The 24,135-nt window shown below is 71.1% G+C and carries 22 protein-coding genes, 2 tRNA genes and 1 riboswitch; of the genes, 11 read left to right on the forward strand and 13 right to left on the reverse strand.

Annotated features, from left to right (window positions below; all coding sequences use genetic code 11):
* Positions 1-26 precede the first annotated feature (26 nt).
* From ACIPSA_RS07850 to ACIPSA_RS07865, 4 genes are all read left to right on the forward strand, one after another.
* A complete protein-coding gene (locus ACIPSA_RS07850; protein ID WP_402630123.1) occupies positions 27-533 on the forward strand; it encodes a GNAT family N-acetyltransferase in 507 nt (168 codons plus the stop codon).
* Positions 534-631: 98 nt separating this feature from the next.
* Positions 632-709: riboswitch (cobalamin riboswitch) on the forward strand.
* Between the two features lie 145 nt (positions 710-854).
* Entirely contained in the window at positions 855-3,212 is a 2,358-nt protein-coding gene (locus tag ACIPSA_RS07855; RefSeq protein WP_402630126.1) for a ribonucleoside-diphosphate reductase subunit alpha, read from the forward strand.
* Complete coding sequence (locus ACIPSA_RS07860) at positions 3,212-4,225, forward strand: ribonucleotide-diphosphate reductase subunit beta (RefSeq protein ID WP_402630129.1); 1,014 nt, start codon at positions 3,212-3,214, stop codon at positions 4,223-4,225. Before ACIPSA_RS07855 ends, ACIPSA_RS07860 begins: the two co-directional genes overlap by 1 nt.
* A 248-nt stretch (positions 4,226-4,473) precedes the next feature.
* Positions 4,474-5,439 (forward strand): helix-turn-helix domain-containing protein, encoded by a 966-nt coding sequence (locus ACIPSA_RS07865; RefSeq protein WP_402630131.1) that lies wholly within the window; start codon positions 4,474-4,476, stop codon positions 5,437-5,439.
* 333 nt (positions 5,440-5,772) lie between these two features.
* On the opposite strand, the gene def is transcribed toward ACIPSA_RS07865, so the two are convergent.
* The 8 genes from def to ACIPSA_RS07905 form a co-directional block, all read right to left on the reverse strand.
* On the reverse strand, positions 5,773-6,423 hold the full coding sequence (gene def / locus ACIPSA_RS07870) for a peptide deformylase (RefSeq protein ID WP_402630133.1): 651 nt from the start codon (positions 6,421-6,423) through the stop codon (positions 5,773-5,775).
* A gap of 113 nt (positions 6,424-6,536) precedes the next feature.
* Positions 6,537-7,517: a tetratricopeptide repeat protein gene (locus ACIPSA_RS07875; RefSeq protein ID WP_402631686.1), complete on the reverse strand. Its 981-nt coding sequence runs from the start codon at positions 7,515-7,517 to the stop codon at positions 6,537-6,539.
* 111 nt (positions 7,518-7,628) lie between these two features.
* Complete coding sequence (locus tag ACIPSA_RS07880) at positions 7,629-8,897, reverse strand: HD-GYP domain-containing protein (RefSeq protein ID WP_402630135.1); 1,269 nt, start codon at positions 8,895-8,897, stop codon at positions 7,629-7,631.
* A complete protein-coding gene (locus ACIPSA_RS07885; protein ID WP_402630138.1) occupies positions 8,894-10,201 on the reverse strand; it encodes an HD-GYP domain-containing protein in 1,308 nt (435 codons plus the stop codon). The genes ACIPSA_RS07880 and ACIPSA_RS07885 overlap by 4 nt, the downstream gene beginning before the upstream one ends.
* Before the next feature lie 137 nt (positions 10,202-10,338).
* Complete coding sequence (rsrA, locus tag ACIPSA_RS07890) at positions 10,339-10,650, reverse strand: mycothiol system anti-sigma-R factor (RefSeq protein ID WP_402630141.1); 312 nt, start codon at positions 10,648-10,650, stop codon at positions 10,339-10,341.
* A complete protein-coding gene (sigR, locus tag ACIPSA_RS07895) occupies positions 10,647-11,330 on the reverse strand; it encodes an RNA polymerase sigma factor SigR (RefSeq protein ID WP_402630144.1) in 684 nt (227 codons plus the stop codon). Before sigR ends, rsrA begins: the two co-directional genes overlap by 4 nt.
* A 256-nt stretch (positions 11,331-11,586) precedes the next feature.
* The gene (locus tag ACIPSA_RS07900; protein ID WP_402631689.1) at positions 11,587-12,201 is read right to left on the reverse strand and encodes an alpha/beta family hydrolase; all 615 of its coding nucleotides are present in this window, start codon (positions 12,199-12,201) and stop codon (positions 11,587-11,589) included.
* A 34-nt stretch (positions 12,202-12,235) separates the two neighbouring features.
* Positions 12,236-13,051, reverse strand: a complete 816-nt coding sequence (locus ACIPSA_RS07905; RefSeq protein ID WP_402630147.1) for an SOS response-associated peptidase — start codon at positions 13,049-13,051, stop codon at positions 12,236-12,238.
* Between the two features lie 104 nt (positions 13,052-13,155).
* On the opposite strand from ACIPSA_RS07905, the gene ACIPSA_RS07910 reads away from it, so the two are divergent.
* From ACIPSA_RS07910 to ACIPSA_RS07925, 4 genes are all read left to right on the forward strand, one after another.
* Positions 13,156-13,878 (forward strand): M50 family metallopeptidase, encoded by a 723-nt coding sequence (locus tag ACIPSA_RS07910; RefSeq protein ID WP_402630150.1) that lies wholly within the window; start codon positions 13,156-13,158, stop codon positions 13,876-13,878.
* 133 nt (positions 13,879-14,011) lie between these two features.
* On the forward strand, positions 14,012-15,361 hold the full coding sequence (aroA, locus tag ACIPSA_RS07915; RefSeq protein WP_402630152.1) for a 3-phosphoshikimate 1-carboxyvinyltransferase: 1,350 nt from the start codon (positions 14,012-14,014) through the stop codon (positions 15,359-15,361).
* Positions 15,362-15,374: 13 nt separating this feature from the next.
* A complete protein-coding gene (gene rsgA / locus ACIPSA_RS07920; protein ID WP_402630155.1) occupies positions 15,375-16,385 on the forward strand; it encodes a ribosome small subunit-dependent GTPase A in 1,011 nt (336 codons plus the stop codon).
* Between the two features lie 76 nt (positions 16,386-16,461).
* The gene (locus ACIPSA_RS07925) at positions 16,462-16,785 is read left to right on the forward strand and encodes a DMT family transporter (protein ID WP_402630158.1); all 324 of its coding nucleotides are present in this window, start codon (positions 16,462-16,464) and stop codon (positions 16,783-16,785) included.
* A 247-nt stretch (positions 16,786-17,032) separates the two neighbouring features.
* Here the strand turns inward: ACIPSA_RS07925 and ACIPSA_RS07930 are convergent, their stop codons facing one another.
* Positions 17,033-17,638: a TetR/AcrR family transcriptional regulator gene (locus ACIPSA_RS07930; RefSeq protein WP_402631691.1), complete on the reverse strand. Its 606-nt coding sequence runs from the start codon at positions 17,636-17,638 to the stop codon at positions 17,033-17,035.
* 237 nt (positions 17,639-17,875) lie between these two features.
* Between ACIPSA_RS07930 and hisN the strand changes: the two genes are divergently transcribed.
* Positions 17,876-18,676: a histidinol-phosphatase gene (hisN, locus tag ACIPSA_RS07935; RefSeq protein WP_402630161.1), complete on the forward strand. Its 801-nt coding sequence runs from the start codon at positions 17,876-17,878 to the stop codon at positions 18,674-18,676.
* 149 nt (positions 18,677-18,825) lie between these two features.
* On the forward strand, positions 18,826-19,221 hold the full coding sequence (locus ACIPSA_RS07940; RefSeq protein ID WP_402630163.1) for a cyclic nucleotide-binding/CBS domain-containing protein: 396 nt from the start codon (positions 18,826-18,828) through the stop codon (positions 19,219-19,221).
* Between the two features lie 78 nt (positions 19,222-19,299).
* On the opposite strand, the gene ACIPSA_RS07945 is transcribed toward ACIPSA_RS07940, so the two are convergent.
* The gene (locus ACIPSA_RS07945; RefSeq protein WP_402630166.1) at positions 19,300-20,781 is read right to left on the reverse strand and encodes a catalase; all 1,482 of its coding nucleotides are present in this window, start codon (positions 20,779-20,781) and stop codon (positions 19,300-19,302) included.
* Positions 20,782-20,908: 127 nt separating this feature from the next.
* On the opposite strand from ACIPSA_RS07945, the gene ACIPSA_RS07950 reads away from it, so the two are divergent.
* Positions 20,909-21,325 (forward strand): Fur family transcriptional regulator, encoded by a 417-nt coding sequence (locus ACIPSA_RS07950; RefSeq protein ID WP_402630169.1) that lies wholly within the window; start codon positions 20,909-20,911, stop codon positions 21,323-21,325.
* A 122-nt stretch (positions 21,326-21,447) separates the two neighbouring features.
* Here ACIPSA_RS07950 and ACIPSA_RS07955 read toward each other — a convergent pair.
* From ACIPSA_RS07955 to ACIPSA_RS07965, 3 genes are all read right to left on the reverse strand, one after another.
* Positions 21,448-21,521: transfer RNA gene (locus ACIPSA_RS07955), tRNA-Met, on the reverse strand.
* Between the two features lie 450 nt (positions 21,522-21,971).
* Positions 21,972-23,840 (reverse strand): tetratricopeptide repeat protein, encoded by a 1,869-nt coding sequence (locus ACIPSA_RS07960; protein WP_402630171.1) that lies wholly within the window; start codon positions 23,838-23,840, stop codon positions 21,972-21,974.
* Between the two features lie 205 nt (positions 23,841-24,045).
* Positions 24,046-24,119, reverse strand: a tRNA-Met gene (locus ACIPSA_RS07965).
* Positions 24,120-24,135 lie beyond the last annotated feature (16 nt).

Genomic DNA, 24,135 nt, shown 5'->3' on the forward strand with positions numbered 1-24,135 from the left:
TCATACCCGTCCCGCACACTCGATCCATGGACATCGTGATCCGGCCCGCGGCCCCCGCCGAATACACCACCCTCGGCGAGATCACCGCCCAGGCCTACCTCCAGGACGGCCTGCTGACCTTCGGTGAGAGCGACTGGTACCTCGGCGAACTCAAGGACGTGGCCAAGCGGGCGGCCGCCGCCGACGTGCTGGTCGCCGTCGCGGACGACGAGGTGCTCGGCGGGGTCACCTTCGTGCCGTCCGGCGGCCCCATGGCCGACATCGCCCGTCCCGGCGAGGCCGAGATACGAATGCTGGCGGTCGGTCACTCGGCGCGGGGCCGTGGTGCCGGTGAGGCGCTCGTGCGGGCCTGTGTCGAGCGCGCACGGGCCGTCGAGGGGTGTACGGGGATCGTCCTGTCGACCCAGCACGTGATGCACGCCGCCCACCGCATCTACGAGCGCCTCGGTTTCGTCCGGGTCCCCGAGCGCGACTGGAACCCGATCCCGCACGTCGACGACCTCCTGCTGCTCACCTACGAGCTGACGCTCTGACACGCTCCGGAGTCGCACCAACACACCACAGACACAACATATGGGGGTGCTGCCCTCACGCGACACCAGATGTATGCTCATGCTCGCTGTCACCACAGGGGAATCCGGTGCGAATCCGGAACTGTCCCGCAACGGTGTACTTGCGCGCATCCGCACGCTTGTTCAGTCCGAGGACCTGTCGACAGTGCGCCCGGCCGTCCGGTCCGGGTGCCCTGACGTCCGGGCCTCGTGGAGTGGGCCGGTGGACGCGACGCCGTGTGCGCTCGTGTGCTGCCCCCTGCCCTCCGCCAGGCCCCGTGCCGAGCGAGGGAGAGCCCCCCCGTGACCATCGCGCCAGCCGAACCGGCTTCAGCGACACGCCTGGAGACCGACGGTCCCGGTACCGCGCTGCTGCGGACCCTGACCGAGCTGACCGCCGACCTCCCCGACGCCGACCCCGGCCGGGTCGCCGCCGCCGCGCTGCGCGGCCGCTCCACCCGGGCCGACGAGGTGGAGTTGCGCGAACTGGCCACGGAGGCGGCCGCCGGGCTCATCTCCGAGGACCCCGCCTACTCGAAGCTCGCCGCACGGCTGCTGGCCGTCTCCATCCATGCCGAGGCCGCCTCACAGGGCGTCACCTCCTTCACCGAGTCCGTCGCCGTGGGGCACCGCGAGGGGCTGATCGCCGACCGGACCGCCGAGTTCGTACGGCTGTACGCCGAGCGGCTCGACTCGCTGATCGACCCGTCCGCCGACGACCGATTCGGCTACTTCGGCCTGCGGACGCTGCACAGCCGCTACCTCCTGCGCCACCCCATCACCCGCAAGGTCGTCGAGACGCCCCAGCACTTCATGCTGCGCGTCGCCGCCGGTCTCGCCGAGGACGACAACAGCCGCTCGGTGGACGAGGTCGCCGCGCTCTACGGGCTCATGAGCCGCCTCGACTACCTCCCCTCCTCCCCCACGCTCTTCAACTCCGGCACGCGGCACCCCCAGATGTCGTCCTGCTACCTCCTCGACTCCCCGCTGGACGAGCTGGACTCCATCTACGACCGCTACCACCAGGTGGCCCGGCTCTCGAAGCACGCCGGCGGCATCGGGCTGTCGTACTCCCGGATCCGCAGCCGTGGTTCGCTGATCCGCGGCACCAACGGGCACTCCAACGGCATCGTCCCGTTCCTGAAGACCCTCGACGCCTCCGTCGCCGCCGTGAACCAGGGCGGCCGGCGCAAGGGCGCGGCCGCGGTCTACCTGGAGACCTGGCACTCCGACATCGAGGAGTTCCTGGAGCTGCGCGACAACACCGGTGAGGACGCCCGCCGTACGCACAACCTGAACCTCGCGCACTGGATCCCGGACGAGTTCATGCGCCGCGTCAACGCCGACGAGCGGTGGTCGCTGTTCTCCCCGTCGGACGTGCCGGAGCTGGTCGACCTGTGGGGCGCGGAGTTCGAGGCCGCGTACCGCAAGGCCGAGGCCGCCGGGCTGGCCAAGAAGACGATCCCCGCCCGCGACCTGTACGGCCGCATGATGCGCACCCTGGCGCAGACCGGCAACGGCTGGATGACCTTCAAGGACGCCGCCAACCGCACCGCCAACCAGACGGCGGAGCCGGGCCACGTCGTCCACTCCTCCAACCTCTGCACGGAGATCCTGGAGGTCACGAACGACGGCGAGACGGCGGTCTGCAACCTGGGTTCGGTGAACCTGGGCGCCTTCGTCACGGACGGCGACCTCGACTGGAAGCGCCTCGACGAGACGGTCCGCACCGCCGTGACCTTCCTCGACCGCGTCGTCGACATCAACTTCTACCCGACCGAGCAGGCGGGCCGCTCCAACGCCAAGTGGCGTCCGGTCGGGCTCGGCGCGATGGGTCTGCAGGACGTCTTCTTCAAGCTGCGCCTGCCGTTCGACTCGCCGGAGGCGCGTGCCCTGTCCACCCGTATCGCGGAGCGCATCATGCTCGCCGCGTACGAGGCCTCCGCCGACCTCGCCGAGCGCAGCGGCCCGCTCCCGGCCTGGGAGAAGACCCGTACCGCCAGGGGTGTCCTGCACCCCGACCACTACGACGCCGAGCTCAACTGGCCGGAGCGCTGGGCCGCTCTGCGCGAGCGGATCGCCGCCGTCGGCATGCGCAACTCGCTCCTGCTGGCGATCGCGCCGACCGCCACCATCGCCTCGATCGCGGGCGTCTACGAGTGCATCGAGCCACAGGTCTCCAACCTCTTCAAGCGCGAGACGCTGTCCGGTGAGTTCCTCCAGGTCAACTCGTACCTGGTGAAGGACCTCAAGGAGCTCGGCGTCTGGGACGCGCGCACCCGTGAGGCGCTGCGCGACTCCAACGGCTCGGTGCAGGACTTCGCCTGGGTCCCGGCCGACGTACGGGCGCTCTACCGCACGGCGTGGGAGATCCCGCAGCGCGGCCTGATCGACATGGCGGCGGCGCGGACCCCGTTCCTCGACCAGTCCCAGTCCCTGAACCTCTTCATGGAGACGCCGACCATCGGCAAGCTCTCCTCGATGTACGCGTACGCCTGGAAGCAGGGTCTGAAGACGACGTACTACCTGCGCTCGCGCCCGGCGACCCGTATCGCCCGTGCCGCCCAGGCGCAGGCGACCATCCCCGTCCAGCAGGCCGCCGACCCCGACGCGGTCGCCTGCTCCCTTGAGAACCCCGAGTCCTGCGAGGCCTGCCAGTAATGACCACCGAAGCCAAGAACCTGCTCGACCCGGGCTTCGAGCTGACGCTCCGCCCGATGCGCTACCCGGACTTCTACGAGCGCTACCGGGACGCCATCAAGAACACCTGGACCGTGGAGGAGGTCGACCTCCACTCGGACGTGGCCGACCTCGCGAAGCTGACGCCGGCGGAGCAGCACCTGATCGGCCGTCTGGTGGCCTTCTTCGCGACGGGCGACTCGATCGTCGCGAACAACCTGGTGCTGACGCTGTACAAGCACATCAACTCCCCGGAGGCGCGCCTGTACCTGTCGCGCCAGCTGTTCGAGGAGGCCGTGCACGTCCAGTTCTATCTGACGCTCCTGGACACCTACCTTCCCGACCCGGACGACCGTGCCGCCGCCTTCGCGGCCGTCGAGAACATCCCCTCCATCCGGGAGAAGGCCGAGTTCTGCTTCAGGTGGATCAACGAGGTCGAGAAGCTGGACCGGCTGGAGACGAAGGCCGACCGCCGCCGGTTCCTGCTCAATCTGATCTGCTTCGCCGCGTGCATCGAGGGCCTGTTCTTCTACGGCGCCTTCGCGTACGTCTACTGGTTCCGCAGCCGGGGTCTGCTGCACGGTCTGGCGACCGGCACCAACTGGGTGTTCCGCGACGAGACGATGCACATGTCCTTCGCCTTCGACGTGGTGGACACCGTCCGCAAGGAGGAGCCGGAGCTCTTCGACGACGAGCTCCAGCTGCAGGTCACCGACATGCTGCGGGAGGCCGTCGAGGCCGAGCTGCAGTTCGCGCGCGACCTGTGCGGTGACGGCCTCCCGGGCATGAACACCGAGTCGATGCGGCAGTACCTGGAGTGCGTCGCCGACCAGCGGCTGAGTCGGCTCGGCTTCGCTCCGGTGTACGGCTCCGAGAACCCCTTCTCCTTCATGGAGCTCCAGGGGGTTCAGGAGCTGACCAACTTCTTCGAGCGGCGTCCGTCGGCGTACCAGGTGGCGGTGGAGGGCACCGTCGACCTGGACGAGGACTTCTGATCCCGTCCGGTCTCCCGGAGCTCCTGGGCCTCCCTGATCTGTCGGTCGATGCGCCGGTCGCGCACGATGCCGATCAGTGAGGGGAGGACCAGGAGGACCAGGATCCCGAGGGTGACGGTCATTCCGACCAGGGCTTCTGTCTGCGCTGTAGTCATGACACCACTGTCGCGCCGAATACTCCTTACAAACAGTGGCAGGACTGCCGCACACCCTCGAATTACTGCCACTTCCCATGGCACACTGGAAGCATGCTGAGGAACGTGGCCACCGTCCTCCTCGACGGCGTGCATCCCTTCGAGCTCGGCGTCGTCTGCGAGGTGTTCGGCCTCGACCGCAGCGACGAGGGGCTGCCGGTGTACGACTTCGCCGTGGTCTCCGCCGAGGGCCCGCGGCTCGGGACCCATGTCGGCGGGCTCACCGTCTCGACGCCGTACGGACTGGACCGGCTGGACGAGGCCGACCTGATCGCCGTACCGGCCTCGGACGTAAACGTCGACCGCGACTATCCGCCCGAACTGCTCGCCGCCCTGCGCCGGGCCGTGGACCGGGGCGCCCGGGTGCTCAGCGTCTGCTCCGGCGTCTTCGTGCTGGGCGCCGCCGGACTGCTCGACGGGCGGCGCTGCGCCGCGCACTGGCGGCACGCGGACCTGCTCGCCCGGCGCTTCCCGCGCACCCGCGTCGAACCGGACGTCCTCTACGTCGACGAGGACCCGGTGATCACCTCCGCCGGCACCGCGGCCGGGATCGACGCCTGTCTGCACATCGTGCGCAAGGAGCAGGGGCCGGAGGTCGCCAACAGGATCGCCCGGCGGATGGTGGTGCCGCCGCACCGGGACGGCGGACAGGCACAGTACATCGAACGGCCGCTGCCCCGGAACTCGTGCGACACGGTCGGCGAGGTGCTGGGATGGATGGAGCAGCACCTCGACGAGGAGGTCACCGTCGAACAGCTGGCCGCCCGCGCCCACATGGCGCCGCGCACCTTCGCCCGCCGCTTCCAGCAGGAGACGGGCACCACGCCCTATCGCTGGATCCTGCGCCAACGTGTGCTGCTGGCACAGGAGTTGCTGGAGGGAACGGACGAGACGGTGGACGCGGTGGCCGCGCGGACCGGGTTCGGTACGGCGGCCGCGCTGCGCCACCAGTTCGTACGGGCGCTGGGGACCACCCCCAACGCCTACCGACGCGCGTTCCGGGGCCCGGAGGCCGCCTGAGCACGCGCCGGCAGCGGGTGTCTCACCACGGCACCGGCTTCAGCAGCAGCCGCCGGGGCCGGAGAATGATGCCCACACGGGTCGCGTCGTTCGATCCGCCGACCCGTTCGAAGCGGTACTTCGGCGCCAACGCCGCCGGTGATCAGGGTCAGTTGAGCCATGGTCTGGGAACGGATTTGCTCCACTCACTACGCCACGGTGCCGAGAATCCCCTCTTACGTGACTGATTGGGGTTCGCTAGAGACGCACAATGGATCGAATGTGCGACGGGCAAACGAAAGACGCCTGGCCAGGAAAGTCCCTGACCAGGCGCCACGAGAGGTCTCGCGGGTCTCAGTCGTTGGCGACCACGGGGTAGCGTGGCTCGTTCTCCGCCATCTGCCGCAGCGCGTCCTTGCGCTCGCGCTTGGAGAGCCGGTCGATGTAGAGGTAGCCGTACAGGTGGTCGGTCTCGTGCTGCAAACACCGAGCGAAGTAGCCGGTGCCGCGCACCTTGACCGGGTTGCCCTTCTCGTCCTGGCCGGTCACCTCGGCGTAGTCGGGACGGGCTAGCGGCGCGTAGGCGGTCGGCACGGACAGGCAGCCCTCGTTGCTGTCGTCCAGGCGGCGCTTGTCGGCGGGCAGGTCGACCAGCTTCGGGTTGCACACCACGCCGACGTGCCGGACGCCCTCGTCGTCCATGCAGTCGTAGACGAAGACCTTCAGGTCGACGCCGATCTGGTTGGCGGCCAGGCCCACGCCCTCGGCGGTGCACTGGCTGGCGAACATGTCCGCGACCAGCTGGTCGAGCTCCTCGCCGAACTCGGTGACGTCCTTGCACTCCTTGTGCAGCACCGGGTTCCCGACGACCGTGATCGGCCGAGAGGTGCCGCGCTCGCGCCAGGCGTTCTCGCGCTCCTCCGTGTCCTCGGTGTCGATGACGAAGCCCTCGTCGTCCACGGGGAGCACGCCCGCGTGCTGCTGATCGGTGTCCTGCTGCGCCATGACCGACGATGCCTTCCTCAAAAACCGGGGGTGAAGTTGCTGATACAGGGTACGTGGACGCGCTCCCTCGGGGGCGCGACCAGCCACGACGAACCCGCGCTCGGCAACGGCCCTTAGCAGACCTCTTCGAGATCCCGCCAGTCCCTGGAGTCCGGGCTGTCCGCAACCCACCCGTCCAGCAACCCCCTCACCAGCGAAGCCGGCGCAGCCACCCCGCACTCCCGCTCGGGCATCCACAGCTGCCCATCGGTCCGGTGCCCCAGGGGGCCCGGGTGACCCGGCTCACTGTGGTCGTGCGGGTCGAGATGAACCCCGTCGCCCTCGTCGGACGGCATGCGCGACTCCGAGCACATACGGCACAGCAGCCGCACGGACGACGACCAGTCCTCCGCCGCGAAGCCGGCGTCGGCGGCCAGCTGCTCCAGTGCGTCCCGGTCGGCCTCGGTCGCGGCCTCCAGAAGGACCACCCAGGTCGGGACGGGGGACGGGGCCCACAGCTCGATCTCGTCGAAGACCGGGTACGCGTGCCCGGTGGCCGTGGTCCGCTCCCCGTGGGGCACCCCGTCGTGCAGCACGACCTCGCCCCAGCGTCGCCCGGACGAGGGAAGCGGAATGGACAGCACCTCGATCCGCGCCGGATCGAGCCTGCGTCCCCACACGACCTCGGCCTCGCCCTCGGGCGACAGCCGTACCGCCGCGCTGCCCAGCTCCATGCCGAGCGGCTCCCCGGAGACGGTGGCTCCGCCCGGCACCCGCAGCCCGTAGGCCTGCCAGGCCCGCCGGGCCAGTGGCCAGTCCTGCAGGGCGGTGGCGGCGATGCCGACGTTCCACCAGTCGGGCGCCCCGGACTCCCGGTCCAGCAGCGCCACGGCCCGGAGCCCGGCGGCGCGCGCCTGCTCCCAGTCGTGCCGGAACTTGTGCAGCAGGGCGAGGTTGAACCAGGACTCGGACAGCCAGGGCTCCAGGTCGGCGGCGCGTGTCAGCAGCTCGCCCGCGTCCTCGTACCGGCCGTCGCCGATCAGCGTGAACGCGCGGTCGGTGGCCTGCCGCCAGGAGGCGGAGGGCCGGTGCCGTCCCTTGCCGAAGATCCTCACGATTCCCGCCTGCCAGTTCCAGTTCCGCACAGTGGGCTGGCTTGTGCCCCCGGACACCCTCTCCCTCGCATCCAACCACGTACGGCGTGGAGGGCGCTCATTACCCATGGGTTACCCAGGAAGCGGCAGGGTCAGACAGTCCCTGGACAGCACGCGGGCGAGTGACTCCACCACCTCGGGCGCGTAGTTCCCGGCCGTTCCCAGCCGCAGTTCCTCCAGCGCCGTCAGCGGCCCGCCGGGCCCCGCGTCCCGGGCCTTCTCCTCGTAGGCGTTCACCGCCCGGACGATCCGCGCGGCCAGCGGCTGCTCCCGGTACGGGTCGGCCTGTCGCTCCACCACCACGGCGACCGCCGCGTCCACCCCGGTCTGCCGTACGACGGCCCCGCCGAGCAGCGCTATGCGCTGCTGCTCCGCCGGCGGCAGCCCGGCGGTGGCCCCGGCCGGCACCGGGTCGACCAGGCTGAGCTGGCCGATGTCGTGCATCAGGGCGGCGTACTCCAGCACGGTCAGCTCGGCCCCGGACAGCCCGAGATCCCGGCCGACGGCCAGGCTGAGCGTGGCGACGCGCCGGGCGTGCCCGGCCGGGGTGTACCCCGCGACCTCGGTGGACCGGGCGAGGGAGGCGATGGTCTGCCGGTAGGTGGCGCGCACGGCGGCGTACCGGCGCAGCGAGAGCTGGGTGAGCAGCAGCGGCAGGCAGAACACGGGCAGCGCCCACAGGCCCGCGACGGCGACCGCCAGTGCCATCACCGCGCCTGTCGCGCACACCGCCGACCCGATGCCGAGCAGCCCGCGCAGTTCGTCCCGCAGCAGCGGGCCGAACGGCCACCGGGTGCGGGAGTGGGCCAGTACGGCGGCCAGGACGGCGTCGCACAGCTCGGTGAGCACGAGGAGGGTGAGTACCAGGAGCGCGTAGGCGGGGCCGTCGAGCGTCTCGAACACGCCCCGGCTGTAGAGCGGTTGGAAGCAGACGGCGGCGAAGCCGACGGTGAGGACGCGGCGGGCCAGGTGGTCGAGGGTGGGGCCGCGTCCCTGCCAGATGTGCGGCACGCTGCCGAGCAGGGAGGCGGCGAGGACGACGGTGACGACCTGTGCCGCTCCGTGCTGGGCGGGGCGGCCGGCGACCTCGCCGAGCAGGGCGTAGGAGAGTGCTCCGGCGGCGCCGATGGGCGCGGCCTCCCGAGCGCGGGCGCCGGTCATGGAGGTCCCTATTGCCCGAACAGAGTTGCGAGCTTGGGGGCGGGTGAGTTCGCCGACGGCTATGAGGAGGCCGAAGGCGAGGGCGACTCCCCGCTCGTCGACGCCGGTCCACAGGGTGACGGCCAGGGAGCCGAGGGCGAGTGCGCCGGCGGAGCCGCATATCAGGCGGGGCGCCGTCATCGCCCCGCTCCGGGCCGGCTGGGGACGGGCGCGGGCGGTGACGTGGCGCACGGTGTCTCGTCGGCGGTGACGGCGGGATGCCAGCCGTGTCGTGCCAGGGCCCGCGCCAGGGCGGTGACCATCCTGGGGTCGAACTGGGCCCCGGCGCACCGCTCCAGCTCCTCCAGCGCCGTCGGGACGGGCCGGGCCCTGCTGTAGGACCGCGTGGACGTCATCGCGTCGAAGGCGTCGGCGACGGCCACCACCCGCGCGCACTCCGGGATCTGGTTGCCGACGAGCCCGTAGGGATAGCCGCTTCCGTCCAGCCGTTCGTGATGGTGCAGGATCGCGGCGCGGGCCTCGCCGAGGAAGGAGATGCCCCGCACCATCTCGTGACCGTACTCGGGGTGCAGTTCGATGACCCGCCGCTCCTCGGGGGTGAGCGGTCCGTCCTTGCGGAGCAGACGGGTGGGGACGCCCAGCTTCCCCACGTCGTGCAGGATCCCGGCGAACCGCAGCACCTCGATGCGCTCGTCGTCCATGCCCAGTTCACGGGCGATCATCACGGAGGCCTGTCCGACGCGCTCGCTGTGCCCGCGTGTGTACCCGTCCTTGATGTCGACGGCCTGCACCAGCGCGCGGATGGTGGCCTGATGGGCGGCCCGCTCCCGGTGGTACTGGGCGAACACCCACCAGGACACGCACATCGGCAGCAGCACGAGCAGCGCGGCGACGGGCCCGTAGGGGCTGCGCCAGAGCACGGCCATCATCAGCCCGGCCAGTCCGTGCGCGGCGATCGGCGCGAGCGACCGCGACAGCAGCCCGCGCCAGGCCCGCCGGGCCGGCACCCGCTCGGCGAGGGCGAGGACCCCGCCGTCGAGCGCGGCCAGCACCAGGCAGAAGACCAGCACGGCCGCCCCGGCGGGCACGAGCACGTACGGGAAGTCGGACGCCACGACGGCGTCACGTCCGCCCAGCGCCCAGTGCACCCGGGACGCGCCCCACACGGCGAGCGCCGGCTGGGCGGCCCGCCAGACGCGCCGGAGCGGTGTGGGCGGCTGTCCGCCGTGGGAGAGCAGGGCGGCCGGCAGCGGCACCAGCACGGCGGCGGGCGGGGGCAGCAGAAAGGCCCCGGCCAGGAGGACGGGGTAGAAGGTGCCCCCGAAGCGGCGCCGGACGAGGTGCTCGCAGGCCGCGTACACCGCCGCGAGCAGCGCGACCGCCCACCAGGGCGCGTGGGTCCGGGGCAGCGGCAGCAGACAGAGCAGGGTGAGAAGGGCGACACAGGCCACGTACACACGTGCCCGTGCCGGAACCGCCTCCATGACGCCCCTCCCCCGACCACACCTGTCCAGGCTCCGGAGCCTAGGGCGGAGGTCGGGGGGTCTGTGGGCTTATGACCCGCGGATTAGCACATTCGGGTGATGACTCCGGGGTCAGGAGGCGGGGTCAGGAGGCGCTGTCAGGACTCCTGCGGCGTGACCGGCGCGGCCGTCACGTCGTGGTCGGGCACGGTCTGTCCGGAACGGATCAGGTCGAGCCGCCCCAGGACCTTGGAGCGCAGGTCGGTCGGCACGTCGTCATGCCCGCAGCACCGCTTGACCAGCTTCTTCACGGCCTCTTCCAGGCCGTACTTCTCCAGGCACGGCGAGCACTCCTGGAAGTGCTGCTTGAACTTGTCGCGATCGACGTCCGGCATCTCACTGTCGAGGAACTCGTACAGATGGTCCAGGACCTCACTGCAGTCCGTCTCGTGCGGCTCTCCGCAGCTCATGAGCCCGAGCCTTTCGCTTCGTTCGACTCTCCGGCGCCCGCCGGGACCAGCCCGCGCTCACGGGCGTAATCCTCCAGCATGCCGCGCAGCTGACGGCGGCCCCGGTGCAGCCGGGACATCACCGTACCGATGGGTGTCCCCATGATGTCGGCGATCTCCTTGTAGGCAAAGCCCTCTACGTCCGCGAGGTAGACGGCGATGCGGAATTCCTCGGGGATCGCCTGCAGCGCTTCCTTGACGTCCGAGTCGGGCAGGTGGTCGAGCGCCTGCGACTCGGCGGAGCGCAGACCCGTCGACATGTGCGACTCGGCACGGGCGAGCTGCCAGTCCTCGATCTCGTCGGCCGCGCTGCGCTGGGGCTCGCGCTGCTTCTTGCGGTACGAGTTGATGAAGGTGTTCGTGAGGATCCGGTACAGCCACGCCTTGAGGTTGGTGCCCTCGCGGAACTGGTGGAAGGACGCGTACGCCTTGGCGTACGTCTCCTGCACCAGGTCCTCGGCATCGGCCGGGTTGCGCGTCATGCGCAGCGCGGCCGAGTACATCTGGTCGAGGAATTCCAGCGCGTCCCGCTCGAAGCGCGCGCTGCGCTCCGTGGACGACTCCGCGCTCATGCCCTGGCCCTCGGGCAGCTCCGCCTGGCCGTTGTCGGTCCCTGCGTCGGTCCCAGTGACCGGACCCACCTCCTCAAGATCACGGGCGAGACCGAAACCGGTCCCACTCGATTCGGAGGATAGAACACGACCCGTGCCTGCCGCCGCTCGAATAGGAGTGGCCTTGGCCGCATGCAGCACCGACCAGTCCAGGTCAACGCGGCTGCTGCGGCTCGGGCAGATCGTCGAACCCATGCGGCGGATTTCCTCTCCTGCGACGTCGGTGCCGGTGCTTCAGCACTTCTGTCCCGCACAACAGTGGTCCGCCTCGCAACATTCCCGGGGGTCACCCGAGTGACGTGGCCCACTCCACGACACCGGCGGTGATGATCTCCAGCGCCCGCTCCTGGGTGATCTCCGCGCGCTTGGGTACGGCGAACCCGTGATCGCCGTACTCCACCTCGACCAGCTGGAAGTCCCCGTCGGGGAACTCGTCCGGCTTCCCGAAGGGGTCATTGCCGCCCTGTACGACGAGCGTGGGCACACCGGCGCCGAGCAGCTCGTCGGCGCGGGACTTCTCCGGCTTGCCCGGAGGGTGGAGCGGGAAGCTGAGGGCGAGCACGGCGTGAGCGCCGAGCTCGGTCGCCGTGCGGCACGCGACGCGGGCACCGGCGCTCCGCCCACCGGAGATCACCGGCAGGCCCTCCTCGGCCAGCGTGGGCCAGATCCCGCGCCACCCGGCGTCGAGGGTCTTCGGCGCGGGCGCGACCTTCTTGCCGGCGACCCGCCAGGGCTGCTCGACGAGGGCCACGGTCACCCCGTGCCCCGGCAGGACCTGCGCCAGCGCCTGCAGGTCCCGCGCCTCGATGCCGCCACCGGCGCCATGGCTCACGGCCAGCACCAGCCGCGCCTTCTTCGCCTTGTGCCAGGTGACACGGGCGTCCCCCGCTTCCGTGCCCATGGTCTCGGTCGTCACGTCAGACTCGGTCGTCACGTCAGAAGAGTGTGCTCTCTTCCGGCCCCTCCAGCTCCTTCAGCAGCTCCGGGCCGTTGTTGCGGACGTTGCTGACGGCGGTGGAGACCGGGTACGCGCGCATCAGACCGGCCGGGGGCGGTGCCAGCAGGGACCGCAGGTCCTCCGGGTCCGTGCGGGAGGGGTCCAGCCAGGCGTCCCAGCGGTCCGGCGTCAGCATCAGCGGCATCCGGGGGTGGATCTCGGCGAGCGAGTGCGGTCCCTCGGCCGGGGCGACGGCCAGGGGTGTCGTCTCCGCCTCCGTGGTGATCACGGAGCAGGTGACCCACCAGGCCTGCGGGTGGTCGTCGGGCAGCGTGCGGTCGCGCCAGAACTCGTACAGCCCGGCCATGGCGAAGACCGACCCGTCGGCGGGCAGCACGAAGTACGGCTGCTTGCGCGGGCGCTTCTTCTTGCCCTCGACCTCCAGGTCCCGCTCCTGCTGTCCGGTCACCCACTCGTAGTAGCCGTCGGCCGGGACGATGCAGCGCCGGGCGGCGAAGGCGCGGCGGTACGACGGCTTCTCGTGCACGGTCTCGGCACGCGCGTTGATCATCCGGGCGCCGCCCTCGGGGGTCTTGGACCAGGAGGGGACGAGCCCCCACCTGAGCCTGCGCAGCTGCCGAACCGGCCGCGGGTCCGCGGCGTCTTTCACCGGACGGTCGAGGACGGCGTAGACCTCCTTGGTCGGGGCCACGTTGTAGTCCGGCTCCAAGGTCTCTTCGGGCTCCCACTTCTCGATCTCAAAGACTCCTGCGAGATCCTCGGGCCTACGACTGGATGCATACCGTCCGCACATACGTGCCACACTGCCAGGCCCACCCGTCGCCCGACCACCACCCCCCAACGACGGCACTACGCGCCGACCCCTTTCGATTCCGCCAGAGGGAGCAACCTGCACATATGGACAGCACCGCCGCCACCGCGCTGCCCGACCTCTGGGACCGTCTCGTAGGCACCCAGCCCGACCCCGACCTCTGGGTGGTGGTCGCCACCCTCGCCGCCGCGGTCGCGGCGGTGGTCCCGCCCAACGTGTGGCGCCTCTCGCGCAACGCCATCACCATCGCCCACGAGGGTGGCCACGGCCTGGTGGCGCTGCTCACGGGCCGGCAGCTCACGGGCATACGCCTGCACTCCGACACCAGCGGCCTCACCGTCAGCCGGGGCAAGCCCACCGGCATGGGCATGATCCTGACCGCGGCGGCCGGCTACACCGCTCCCCCGCTGCTGGGCCTGGGCGGAGCCGCGCTGCTGGCGGCCGGGCACATCACGCTGCTGCTGTGGCTGGCCACGGCGCTGCTCGTGGCCATGCTGGTGATGATCCGCAACGCGTACGGTGCGCTGACCGTGATCCTCACGGGCGGCGCGTTCCTGCTGGTGTCCTGGCTGGCCGGACCGCAGGTGCAGGCGGCGTTCGCCTACGCGGTGGTGTGGTTCCTGCTGCTCGGCGGGGTGCGCCCGGCCTTCGAGCTGCAGGCCAAGCGGGCACGCGGCGGCGCCGGGGACTCGGACGCGGACCAGCTGGCCCGGCTCACGAACGTTCCGGCCGGGATGTGGCTGTTCCTGTTCCACGTGGTGTCGCTGAGCTCGCTGGTCGGCGGGGGGCGCTGGCTGCTGGAGGTCTGAGCCAGGTCCGGACCAGCCGGGGGCCGATGGCCCGCACATATATGCACGGCATTTACCCTGTCGATGTTTCGCTCCGGTTTCACCGCTTTTCGATCAAGATCCCCGTTGTTCCCCAGCCACTAAAGTGGGGCGCATGACCGTTAACCCCGCACACACCGCCCTCTGGCCCGCCCCGCACGCGAGCGGAGCCGTCGACGCGACGGTCCACGTGCCCGGGTCCAAGTCGGTCACCAACCGCGCGCTGGTGCTCGCCGCCCTCGCCTCCGAGCCCGGCTGGCTGCGCCGCCCGCTGCGCTCCCGCGACACGCTGCTGATGGCCGGTGCCCTGCGCGCCATGGGCGTCGGCATCGAGGAGACCGTGTCTTCGAGCTCCTCCGTCGCGGGGGGCCCGGACGGCTCCGGCGAGGCCTGGCGCGTGCTCCCCGCAGGCCTGCGCGGCCCGGCCACGGTCGACGTCGGCAACGCCGGCACGGTCATGCGCTTCCTGCCGCCGGTCGCCGCGCTGGCCGACGGCCCCATCCGCTTCGACGGCGACCCGAGGTCGTACGAGCGCCCTCTGAACGGTGTGATCGACGCGCTGCGCGTGCTCGGCGCCCGGATCGACGACGACGGCCGGGGCGCGCTGCCGCTGACCGTGCACGGCGGCGGCGCGCTGGAGGGCGGCCCGGTGTCCATCGACGCCTCGTCCTCGTCCCAGTTCGTGTCCGCGCTGCTGCTGTCCGGCCCGCGCTTCAACCAGGGCGTCGAGGTCCGCCACACCGGCGCCTCGCTGCCCTCCATGCCGCACATCCGGATGACCGTCGACATGCTGCGCGCGGTCGGCGCCCAGGTGGACACCCCGGAGTCGGGCGGCGAGCCGAACGTCTGGCGGGTCACCCCGGGCGCCCTGCTGGGCCGCGACCTGACCATCGAGCCGGACCTGTCGAACGCCCAGCCGTTCCTGGCGGCGGCCCTGGTGACCGGCGGCAAGGTGCTCGTCCCGGACTGGCCGTCCCGGACGACCCAGCCGGGTGACCGGCTGCGCGAGATCTTCACCGAGATGGGCGGTTCCTGCCACCTGACCGAGTACGGCCTGGAGTTCACCGGCTCCGGCGCGATCCACGGCATCGACGTCGACCTGGGCGACGTCGGCGAGCTGACCCCGGGCATCGCGGCGGTCGCCGCCCTCGCGGACTCCCCCTCCACCCTGCGGGGCGTGGCCCACCTGCGCCTGCACGAGACGGACCGCCTGGCCGCGCTCACCAAGGAGATCAACGAGCTGGGCGGCGACGTCACCGAGACCGCCGACGGCCTGCACATCCGCCCGCGCCGCCTGCACGGCGGTGTCTTCCACACCTACGAGGACCACCGCATGGCGACCGCCGGCGCGATCATCGGCCTGGCGGTCGAGGGCGTGCAGATCGAGAACGTGGCGACGACGGCGAAGACCCTCCCGGACTTCCCCGAGATGTGGACCGGGATGCTCGGGAGCGACAGGGCGTAGGGGACTCACCGCCATGCGCCGCTACGGCAAGCACACCGACGAGGACGACATCCGCAGCCGCCCGAACCGCAAGGGCAACCGACCCCGGACGAACATCCGGCCCAAGCACGAGGACGCGGCCGAGGGCCTGGTCCTCACCGTGGACCGGGGCCGCCTGACCTGCCTCGTCGACGACCGGCCGATCATGGCGATGAAGGCCCGCGAACTGGGCCGCAAGGCGGCGGTGGTCGGCGACCGGGTGGCCCTCGTCGGCGACCTGTCCGGCAAGAAGGACACCCTCGCCCGCATCGTCCGCATCGAGGAGCGCACCTCGGTGCTGCGCCGGACCGCGGACGACGACGACCCGTACGAGCGCGTGGTCGTCGCCAACGCCGACCAGCTGGCCATCGTCACGGCCCTGGCCGACCCCGAGCCCCGCCCGCGCCTGATCGACCGGTGTCTGGTCGCCGCCTACGACGGCGGCCTGGACCCCCTCCTGGTCATGACCAAGTCGGATCTGGCCCCACCGGACAAGATTCTGGAGCTCTACGGCGACCTGGACATCCCCTATGTCGTCACCAGCCGCGAGGAACTGGAGAACGGCAACGCGGCCGACCGCGTCCGTGAGCACCTCGACGGCAAGGTCACAGCGTTCGTGGGCCACTCGGGCGTGGGCAAGACGACGCTGGTCAACGCGCTGGTCCCGGAGGAGCGTCGCCGTACGACGGGCCGTGTGAACGCGGTGACGGGCCGCGGCCGCCACACCACGACGTCGGCGCTCGCGCTGCCGCTCAGCGCCGCGGACGGCTGGGTCGTCGACACCCCGGGCGTACGGTCCTTCGGCCTCGCCCACGTCGACCCGTCCCGCGTCATCCTCGCCTTCCCCGACCTGGAGCCGGGCACCGAGGGCTGCCCGCGCGCGTGCAGTCACGACGAGCCGGACTGCGCACTGGACGAGTGGGTGGCCGAGGGCCATGCGGACCCGGCGCGGCTGTACTCGCTGCGCCGGCTGCTGGCGACCCGGGAGCGCAAGGAAGGCGACTGACCACCGCGGTGTTTGGCTGTACGCGGGCCCGGTAAGTGCATAATCGCACCGAGCCGGACATACGGGAGGACAGCACATGGCGTGGCTGCTGGTCATCGTGGCCGGAATGCTGGAGACCGGTTTCGCCGTGTGCCTGAAGCTCTCCCACGGGTTCACCCGCCTGTGGCCCACCGTCGCGTTCTGCGTCTTCGCGCTCGGCAGCTTCGGCCTGCTGACCCTCTCCCTGAAGAAGCTGGACGTGGGCCCCGCCTACGCCGTGTGGACCGGCATCGGCGCGGCGGGCACCGCGATCTACGGCATGATCTTCCTCGGCGACCTGGTGTCGACATTGAAGATCGTGTCGATCAGCCTGGTCATCATCGGCGTGATCGGACTGCAGCTGTCGGGCTCGGCCCGCTAGGACCTGCCCGGGCCGTCCCGTTCCTATCCGGCCCTGTCCTGTCCTGTGGATCCTCCTTCAACTCCGGCTCGCCGGCCGGTGGTTGCGGCTCGCGCGGGGAGTCGACGCACGGGACGGACGCCGTGTGCCGTCGGAGCACTCGTGCGGGGACGCCCTTGCCCGCGGGGCGGGCGGGTTCGGCGGGTTCGGCGTTGAGTTCGGCGGGTTCGCCGTCGAGCCGTACCGACCCGCGCGCGGTGACGTTCTGTCAGACCAGCTGCCAGGGCAGGGCGCCACGGACCAGTTCGGCGACCCCGCCCTCCCCGGGCGGAGCGGCCACGCAGGACAGTGCGAGCCGTACGACGAGCTCACAGGACCGGGCCAGCTCGGTGCCGTCGCCCCGCGCACCGCCGGGACCGGCGAGCACCGCCACCGCCCGGTCCCGCACGATGTGCACGAAGTCGCCGGGCGACGGCAGCGGGCCGTCTGCCCGGCGCTGTGCCGGTACGGCCGAGGAGGAGGGCACGGCGGAGAGCGTCGGCGAGGGCAGACGCTCGCTCCAGCAGCCGGTCAGCATGGCGCGCACCAGGGCGTTGCCGCGGGCGGCCGAGGCGGTCCACTCGGCGGCGGCGGTGAGCCGCTCGCGGGGCTCGGAGGAGCCGGCGAGGGCGCGCTCCACCCCCGCGAGGTATCCGTCGGCCTCCCTGCGCACCAGCGCCCTGGCCAGCCCCTCCTTGCTCCCGAACTCGTTGTACAACGTCTGCCGGGACACCCCGGCCGCCGCGGCCACGTCCACCATCCGCACGGCGGACCACGGCCGGCACGCGAGCGCCGAATACGCGGCGTCCAGTAGGGATTCCCGCGCTGCAGGCATCATCGCCTCCCTGGGGCGAGCGGCTCTGCGCCCAGATTTGACGCGCATGAATGCACTGTCAAGGGTTTGCGAGGGCACCGGGGGGCGCCCTTCGGCCACCGCACGCGGGTCACCCCCCGGCCGCGGCTCCGCGCACGCTCCGGAACCGATCCCGAACAGTCACGCAACGCTCTCGCCGGTAACCACGAACCGATCCCCTGTAGCCGCGTACCGACCACGACGGATACCGTTCGTTTCATGCCCGACTACCTCGACGACCTGCGCCTCGCCCACGTCCTCGCGGACGCGGCCGACGCCGCGACGACCTCCCGTTTCAAGGCACTCGACCTGAAGGTCGAGACGAAGCCGGACATGACCCCGGTGAGCGAAGCGGACAAGGCCGCCGAGGAGCTCATCCGCGGACAGCTCCAACGCGCCCGCCCCAGGGACGCGGTCCTGGGCGAGGAGTACGGCATCGAGGGCACGGGCCCCCGACGCTGGGTGATCGACCCGATCGACGGCACCAAGAACTACGTACGCGGCGTCCCCGTCTGGGCCACCCTGATCTCCCTGATGGAGGCGGGCGAGGGCGGCTACCACCCGGTCGTCGGCGTCGTCTCGGCCCCCGCCCTCGGCCGCCGCTGGTGGGCCGCGAAGGGCCACGGCGCCTTCACCGGCCGCAGCCTGTCCTCTGCGTCCCGCATCCACGTCTCCAAAGTCGCCAAGCTGTCGGACGCCTCGTTCGCGTACTCCTCCCTCTCCGGCTGGGAGGAGCGGGGCCACCTGAACGGCTTCCTCGACCTCACCCGCGAGGTCTGGCGCACGCGCGCGTACGGCGACTTCTGGCCCTACATGATGGTCGCCGAGGGTTCGGTGGACATCTGCGCCGAACCTGAGCTGTCGCTCTGGGACATGGCCGCCAACGCGATCATCGTCACGGAGGCCGGCGGCACCTTCACCGGCCTCGACGGCCGCCCCGGCCCGCACAGCGGCAACGCGGCCGCGTCGAACGGCCTGCTGCACGACGAGTTGCTGGGGTATCTCAACCAGCGCTACTGAGGGGCATGGGGCGATCTCGCGCGCCCTCATCTGGCCACGCGCGCCCTCTTGTTGACCCCCGCTTTACCTGCCACTCTGAAGGGACCCCCACTTGTGAATTTGTGAATCGCTGAACTATCTCAGCGATTCTTAGGAGGTGGCTCCAGACCATGCTCGTCCGCGACGCCATGAGCACGGTGGTCCTCACCATCGGCCCAGCACACACCCTCCGCCAAGCCGCCGCCCTGATGTCCGCCCGTCGGGTCGGCGCCGCCATAGTCCTCGATCCCGACGCGGGCGGCATCGGGATCCTCACCGAACGCGACATCCTCAACTCCGTGGGCCTGGGGCAGAACCCGGACACCGAGCGCACCCATGCCCACACCACCAACAACGTCGTGTTCGCGGCCCCCACCTGGACCCTGGAGGAGGCGGCCCGCGCCATGGCTCACGGCGGCTTCCGGCACCTCATCGTCCTGGACCGCGGCGAGCCCGCCGGAATCGTCTCGGTCCGCGACATCATCCGCTGCTGGGCCCCCGCGCGGGAGCCGGCACCCGCGCTCTGAGCACGCCGAACGGGCCGGACCCCGACCTCCTGGGGATCCGGCCCGCCGCCACGGCAAGCGATCCGGTGCTGGTGCGTGTCAGCCCGTGTGTCCGCCGCGCAGGGCCTGGACCGCGGCGTCCAGCCGCTTGCCGAAGTCGTCGTCCGCCCGGCGGAAGTTGTCGATCGCGCGCTCGGCGATGTCGTCGCGCGAGACCTTGGCGATGAAGCCCGCCAGGTTCTCGATCAGCCGGCCCTTCTCGTCCTCGGACATCAGACGGTAGAGGTTGCCCGCCTGGACGAAGTCGTCGTCCTCGGCGTGCACGGGGGCGGCGTGGTTGCCGGTCCCGCCGGCCACCGGGGTGGACTGCCACAGCGGCCGGTCCGTCTGGAAGGGGCCGCCGAAGCTGTTGGGCTCGTAGTTCTTCGCACCGCCGTGGCGGCCGTCGTAAAGGAAGCCGTCACGGGAGTTGGTGCGCGCCTCGGTGGCGTGCGGACGGTTCACCGGCAGGTGGTCGGCGTTGATGCCGACGCGGTAGCGGTGGGCGTCGCCGTACGCGAAGAGGCGGCCCTGGAGCATCTTGTCGGGCGAGGGGCCGATGCCCGGCACGAAGTGCGCGGGCGAGAAGATGCTCTGCTCGACCTCGGCGAAGATGTTCTGCGGGTTGCGGTTGAGCTCCAGCCTGCCGATCTCGATCGGCGGGTAGTCCGCGTGCGGCCACACCTTGGTGAGGTCGAACGGGTTGAAGCGGTACGTCGCCGCGTCCGCCGCCGGCATGATCTGCACCTGCACGGTCCAGGTCGGAAACTCGCCGCGCTCGATGGCCTCGCGCAGGTCACGCTGATGCGAGTCCGGGTCCTCACCGGCGATCCGGTTGGCCTCGGCCTGGCCGAGGTTCTTGATGCCCTGGTCGGTCTTGAAGTGGTACTTGACCCAGAAGACCTCGCCGGCCTCGTTGTTCCACTGGAAGGTGTGCGAGCCGTAGCCGTTCATGTGACGGTACGACGCCGGGATGCCCCGGTCGCCGAACAGCCAGGTCACCTGGTGGGTGGACTCGGGCGACAGCCCCCAGAAGTCCCACACGTTGTCGGCTTCCTGGGAGCCCGTGTACGGGTCGCGCTTCTGGGTGTGGATGAAGTCCGGGAACTTGATGGCGTCCTTGATGAAGAACACCGGCGTGTTGTTGCCGACGAGGTCGTAGTTGCCCTCCTCGGTGTAGAACTTCAGCGCCCAGCCTCGTGGGTCACGGACGGCGTCCGCGGCACCCAGGTTGCCGGCCACGGTCGAGAAGCGCAGGAAGGTCTCGGTCTGCTTGCCGACCTCGGAGAGGAAAGCGGCGCGCGTGTAGGACGTGACATCGGCTGTCACCGTGAAGGTGCCATACGCACCCGCGCCGCGGGCATGCACCACCCGCTCCGGGATGCGCTCGCGGTTGAAATGGGCCAGCTTCTCCAGGAGCAACTGGTCCTGGACGAGGACGGGGCCGCCAACGCCCGCGGTCTCGCTGTTCTGGTTGTCGGCCACCGGTGCACCGGCCTCCGTAGTGAGCGGTCCCTGCGTCACGTACGCCTCCTGCGTCATGTCCGACCATTCCTGTTGCTTGGCCAAATCCAGTCTCGATCCTACAATAGACAAAATCCAAAACAAGCCCACCTCCAAACTCACACCCATTCGGGACTTAGGCCACTCTGCTGTTAGGCTGGTCCTCATGAGCGACCTTCTGGAACGGCTGCGCGAACGCGGATGGCGGATGACCGCGCAGCGGCGCGTCGTGGCCGAGGTTCTCGACGGCGAGCACGTCCATCTGACGGCCGACGAGGTCCACGCCAGGGCCGTCTCCAAGCTGCCCGAGATCTCCCGGGCAACCGTCTACAACACGTTGGGCGAACTGGTCTCCCTGGGCGAGGTGCTCGAGGTCAGTACGGACAAGCGCGCGAAGCGGTACGACCCGAACGCGCATCGCCCGCACCACCACCTGGTCTGCGCCCAGTGCGGCGCGATCCGCGACGTCCACCCGATCGGCAACCCGCTCGCCGACCTCCCCGACTCGGAGCGCTTCGGCTTCATGGTCTCGGACGTAGAGGTGACGTACCGGGGCACCTGCCCCAACTGCGCGTCCGCCTGAAACCGCTTCCCGAAGCCCCGGCCGCCGACGGCGCCGGGGCTTCACGCTGCGCAATGAAACGCCCAACACACCCAAAACGCCGAAGGGCCCGGATCTCACGATCCGGGCCCTTCGGCCTTCAGTAGCGGGGACAGGATTTGAACCTGCGACCTCTGGGTTATGAGCCCAGCGAGCTACCGAGCTGCTCCACCCCGCGTCGGTGAACGCAACATTACGTCAAGGACGCCGAGAGAGGCAAATCGCTTGTCGGGACGCCTGGGGCAGAGGGGGAACGGAACCCCGCCGAAGCCTGCGGCAGACCCCAGGCAGGGGTGCGGGGGCGAGACCCCCCGCCGGGCTTGGGGCCAAGCCCAGGCAGAGTGCAGGGTGCGAAGCCGCCGCCGAGCTTGAGACGGAGCCCTGCCGGAGCCTGAGGCGAAGCCCCGCCAGGGCCCAGGGCGGAACCCAGACAGGGGTGCAGGGGGCGAAGCCGCCGCCGGGCTTGAGGCGAAGCCTCGCCTGAGCCTGAGGCGGAACCCAGACAGGAGTGCAGGGGGCAGAGCCCCGCCGGGGTCTGGGGCGGAGCCCCAGGAGGAGGGGACCGTTCAGCCGACCGAGTCGGGCGGGCGGGTGGGCAAAGCCCCGCCAAAGCCCAGCGCAGCGCCCGTCACGCCGACAGTTCCTCCCGCAGCACATCCCCCAGCCGAGCCGCCCGCTCCGCGACCTCCTCCGGCCCCAGCGACACCGCCCGGTCGGCCCACCGCTGCCCCTCCGCCAGCTCACCCCGACGCGCGTAGACGAGGGCCAGCCGAAGCGCCGCCCGCCCGTGCCCGGCGTCAGCGGCCCGCGTCCACCACACCGCCGCCTCCGGCTCGCTCCCCTCCCGCGCCAACAGCAGCCCCAGATTGAACGCCCCGTTCCGCGACCCGGCCTCAGCGGCCTCCCGGTACCACCGCGCGGCCTCCACGACGTCACCCCGAGCCGCGGCCAGCATCCCGACCCGCACCTGCGCCCGCCGATGCCCCTGAGAAGCCGCCCGCTCGTACCACTCCTCGCACTCGGTCTTCTCGTGCACCGACTCCCCGAGCTCGTGCGCGGACGCCGTCGGTCGTCGCGCGTCCAGCACGGCGGCCAGCCGGTACGCGGCCTCCGCGCTCCCCCCGCCCGCGGCGCACCGCAGATGCCGCTCCGCCTCCTGCTCGTCCCCGTCCCGCAGCCGCGCCATACCGACCTGCAACGCCGCCTCCGTGTGCCCGGCGGCGGCAGCCCGCTCGTACCACCGCAGCGCGGCCGCGGCGTCCTCCTCGGTGTCCCGCCCGGCGTACAGGATGCCCAGGTTGAACGCGGCGTCAACGCTCCCCGCCTCCGCTGCCTTGGAGAACCAGGGCTCCGCCCCTGTCGCGTCACCCCCCTGCAGCAGCAGGATCGCCAGCGCGTTCGCCGCCTCCCGGTGCCCGGCGTACGCGGCCCGTCGGTACCACTGCTCGGCCTGCCCGGTCCGCCCCTGCTCGGCACAGAGCAGCCCGAGGTTGAACGCCCCGTTGTCGTCCCCGGCGTCCATGGCCGCCCGGTACCACCGCTCGGCGGTCTGCGTCTCCCCGCGCTCCGCGTGCAGCGCGCCGAGCGCATTGGCCGCGTTGCCGTCGCCGTCCTGCGCGGCCCGCAGCCACCACACGGCGGCACTCTCGGTGTCCCCGGCGTCACGCAGCAGGAACCCGAGCGCGCAGGCGGCCCGCGCCTCCCCGTCCTTGGCGGAGGTCAGGTACCAGCGCCCGGCCTCCTTGAGCTCGCCCCGCTTCTCCAGGATCGCCCCGAGATGCAGGGCGGCCCGCCGGTGCCCGCGCGCGGCGGCCTGCCGGTACCACTGCTCGGCCTCCTCCAGGAAGACCGACGCGACACCGTTGTCAGTCCCGGCGTCCGCCTCGGACCCGGCCTTGCGATCGAGCGCGCGCGCCAGCCGGTACGCCGCCTCACGATGCCCCCGCTCCGCCGCGGCCCGCATCCACTGCTCGGCACCGGCGACCCCACGGTGCTCCAGCAGGTCGGCGAGCGCGTACGCGCCCAGCGCATGTCCCTGTTCGGCGGACTGCCGCAGCCAGTACTCGGCGGCGGGCTCGTCCCCGCGCTCACGGTGATGGCGCCCCAGCGCGTGCGCGGCGGCCGCGGAGCCGGCTACAGCGGCGATCCGCCACCATCCGGCGGCCTCCTCGGGGTATCCGCGCTGATGCAGCAGGACACCGAGGTTGTTCGCGGCGGCACGGTCACCGACGGCGGTGGCGGCACGCAGATGCGGCTCGGCTCCGTCAAGATCGCCACGGCGCAGCAACATGGCGCCGAGGACACTCATCGCCTCGACGTCGCCGGCCTCCACGGCGAGCCGCTGACGCGCCTCCTCGGCGGCCTCGCCGGGCTCGTCCGGGCCGGAAGGCCGCACAAAGTCAGCAGGCTCCACGAAGTCAGAAGGCCGCGCTTGGTCAGAAGTCTGCGCAAAACGCCCTGTCTCCAACAGAGTTGCCTTGTCCCCCATAACGTCCATCGTCGCACCACCTGCAACCTCGGTACACCCGGTATACCGCAGCCCGGGAGGTCACTTCAGCGTTTTGTCGACATGCCCACAGAGAGACAAGTCAAACACAGATGTGCCAACTCCCCACGGCGGCGCGGCGGCGTGGTCGACCGGTACATGCGTTCGCACACCACGAAGGCCCGGATCCTGTGAGGATCCGGGCCTTCGACTGCAGTAGCGGGGACAGGATTTGAACCTGCGACCTCTGGGTTATGAGCCCAGCGAGCTACCGAGCTGCTCCACCCCGCGCCGTTGTGTGCCAACC

It is taken from the genome of Streptomyces sp. NPDC086549, assembly GCF_044746205.1.
Lineage (GTDB): Bacteria > Actinomycetota > Actinomycetes > Streptomycetales > Streptomycetaceae > Streptomyces.

Excerpts from the sequence above, each read along its gene's own strand:
- ACIPSA_RS07905 (WP_402630147.1), bottom strand. The coding sequence starts at position 13,051 with ATGTGCGGACGGTATGCATCCAGTCGTAGGCCCGAGGATCTCGCAGGA.
- ACIPSA_RS07860 (WP_402630129.1), top strand. The coding sequence starts at position 3,212 with ATGACCACCGAAGCCAAGAACCTGCTCGACCCGGGCTTCGAGCTGACG.
- ACIPSA_RS07960 (WP_402630171.1), bottom strand. The coding sequence starts at position 23,840 with ATGGACGTTATGGGGGACAAGGCAACTCTGTTGGAGACAGGGCGTTTT.
- rsrA (WP_402630141.1), bottom strand. The coding sequence starts at position 10,650 with ATGAGCTGCGGAGAGCCGCACGAGACGGACTGCAGTGAGGTCCTGGAC.
- ACIPSA_RS07925 (WP_402630158.1), top strand. The coding sequence starts at position 16,462 with ATGGCGTGGCTGCTGGTCATCGTGGCCGGAATGCTGGAGACCGGTTTC.
- ACIPSA_RS07880 (WP_402630135.1), bottom strand. The coding sequence starts at position 8,897 with ATGACGGCGCCCCGCCTGATATGCGGCTCCGCCGGCGCACTCGCCCTC.
- ACIPSA_RS07910 (WP_402630150.1), top strand. The coding sequence starts at position 13,156 with ATGGACAGCACCGCCGCCACCGCGCTGCCCGACCTCTGGGACCGTCTC.
- hisN (WP_402630161.1), top strand. The coding sequence starts at position 17,876 with ATGCCCGACTACCTCGACGACCTGCGCCTCGCCCACGTCCTCGCGGAC.
- def (WP_402630133.1), bottom strand. The coding sequence starts at position 6,423 with ATGGCGCAGCAGGACACCGATCAGCAGCACGCGGGCGTGCTCCCCGTG.
- aroA (WP_402630152.1), top strand. The coding sequence starts at position 14,012 with ATGACCGTTAACCCCGCACACACCGCCCTCTGGCCCGCCCCGCACGCG.
- ACIPSA_RS07930 (WP_402631691.1), bottom strand. The coding sequence starts at position 17,638 with ATGCCTGCAGCGCGGGAATCCCTACTGGACGCCGCGTATTCGGCGCTC.
- ACIPSA_RS07900 (WP_402631689.1), bottom strand. The coding sequence starts at position 12,201 with ATGGGCACGGAAGCGGGGGACGCCCGTGTCACCTGGCACAAGGCGAAG.
- ACIPSA_RS07945 (WP_402630166.1), bottom strand. The coding sequence starts at position 20,781 with ATGACGCAGGAGGCGTACGTGACGCAGGGACCGCTCACTACGGAGGCC.
- ACIPSA_RS07865 (WP_402630131.1), top strand. The coding sequence starts at position 4,474 with ATGCTGAGGAACGTGGCCACCGTCCTCCTCGACGGCGTGCATCCCTTC.
- ACIPSA_RS07940 (WP_402630163.1), top strand. The coding sequence starts at position 18,826 with ATGCTCGTCCGCGACGCCATGAGCACGGTGGTCCTCACCATCGGCCCA.
- ACIPSA_RS07950 (WP_402630169.1), top strand. The coding sequence starts at position 20,909 with ATGAGCGACCTTCTGGAACGGCTGCGCGAACGCGGATGGCGGATGACC.
- ACIPSA_RS07850 (WP_402630123.1), top strand. The coding sequence starts at position 27 with ATGGACATCGTGATCCGGCCCGCGGCCCCCGCCGAATACACCACCCTC.
- ACIPSA_RS07885 (WP_402630138.1), bottom strand. The coding sequence starts at position 10,201 with ATGGAGGCGGTTCCGGCACGGGCACGTGTGTACGTGGCCTGTGTCGCC.
- rsgA (WP_402630155.1), top strand. The coding sequence starts at position 15,375 with ATGCGCCGCTACGGCAAGCACACCGACGAGGACGACATCCGCAGCCGC.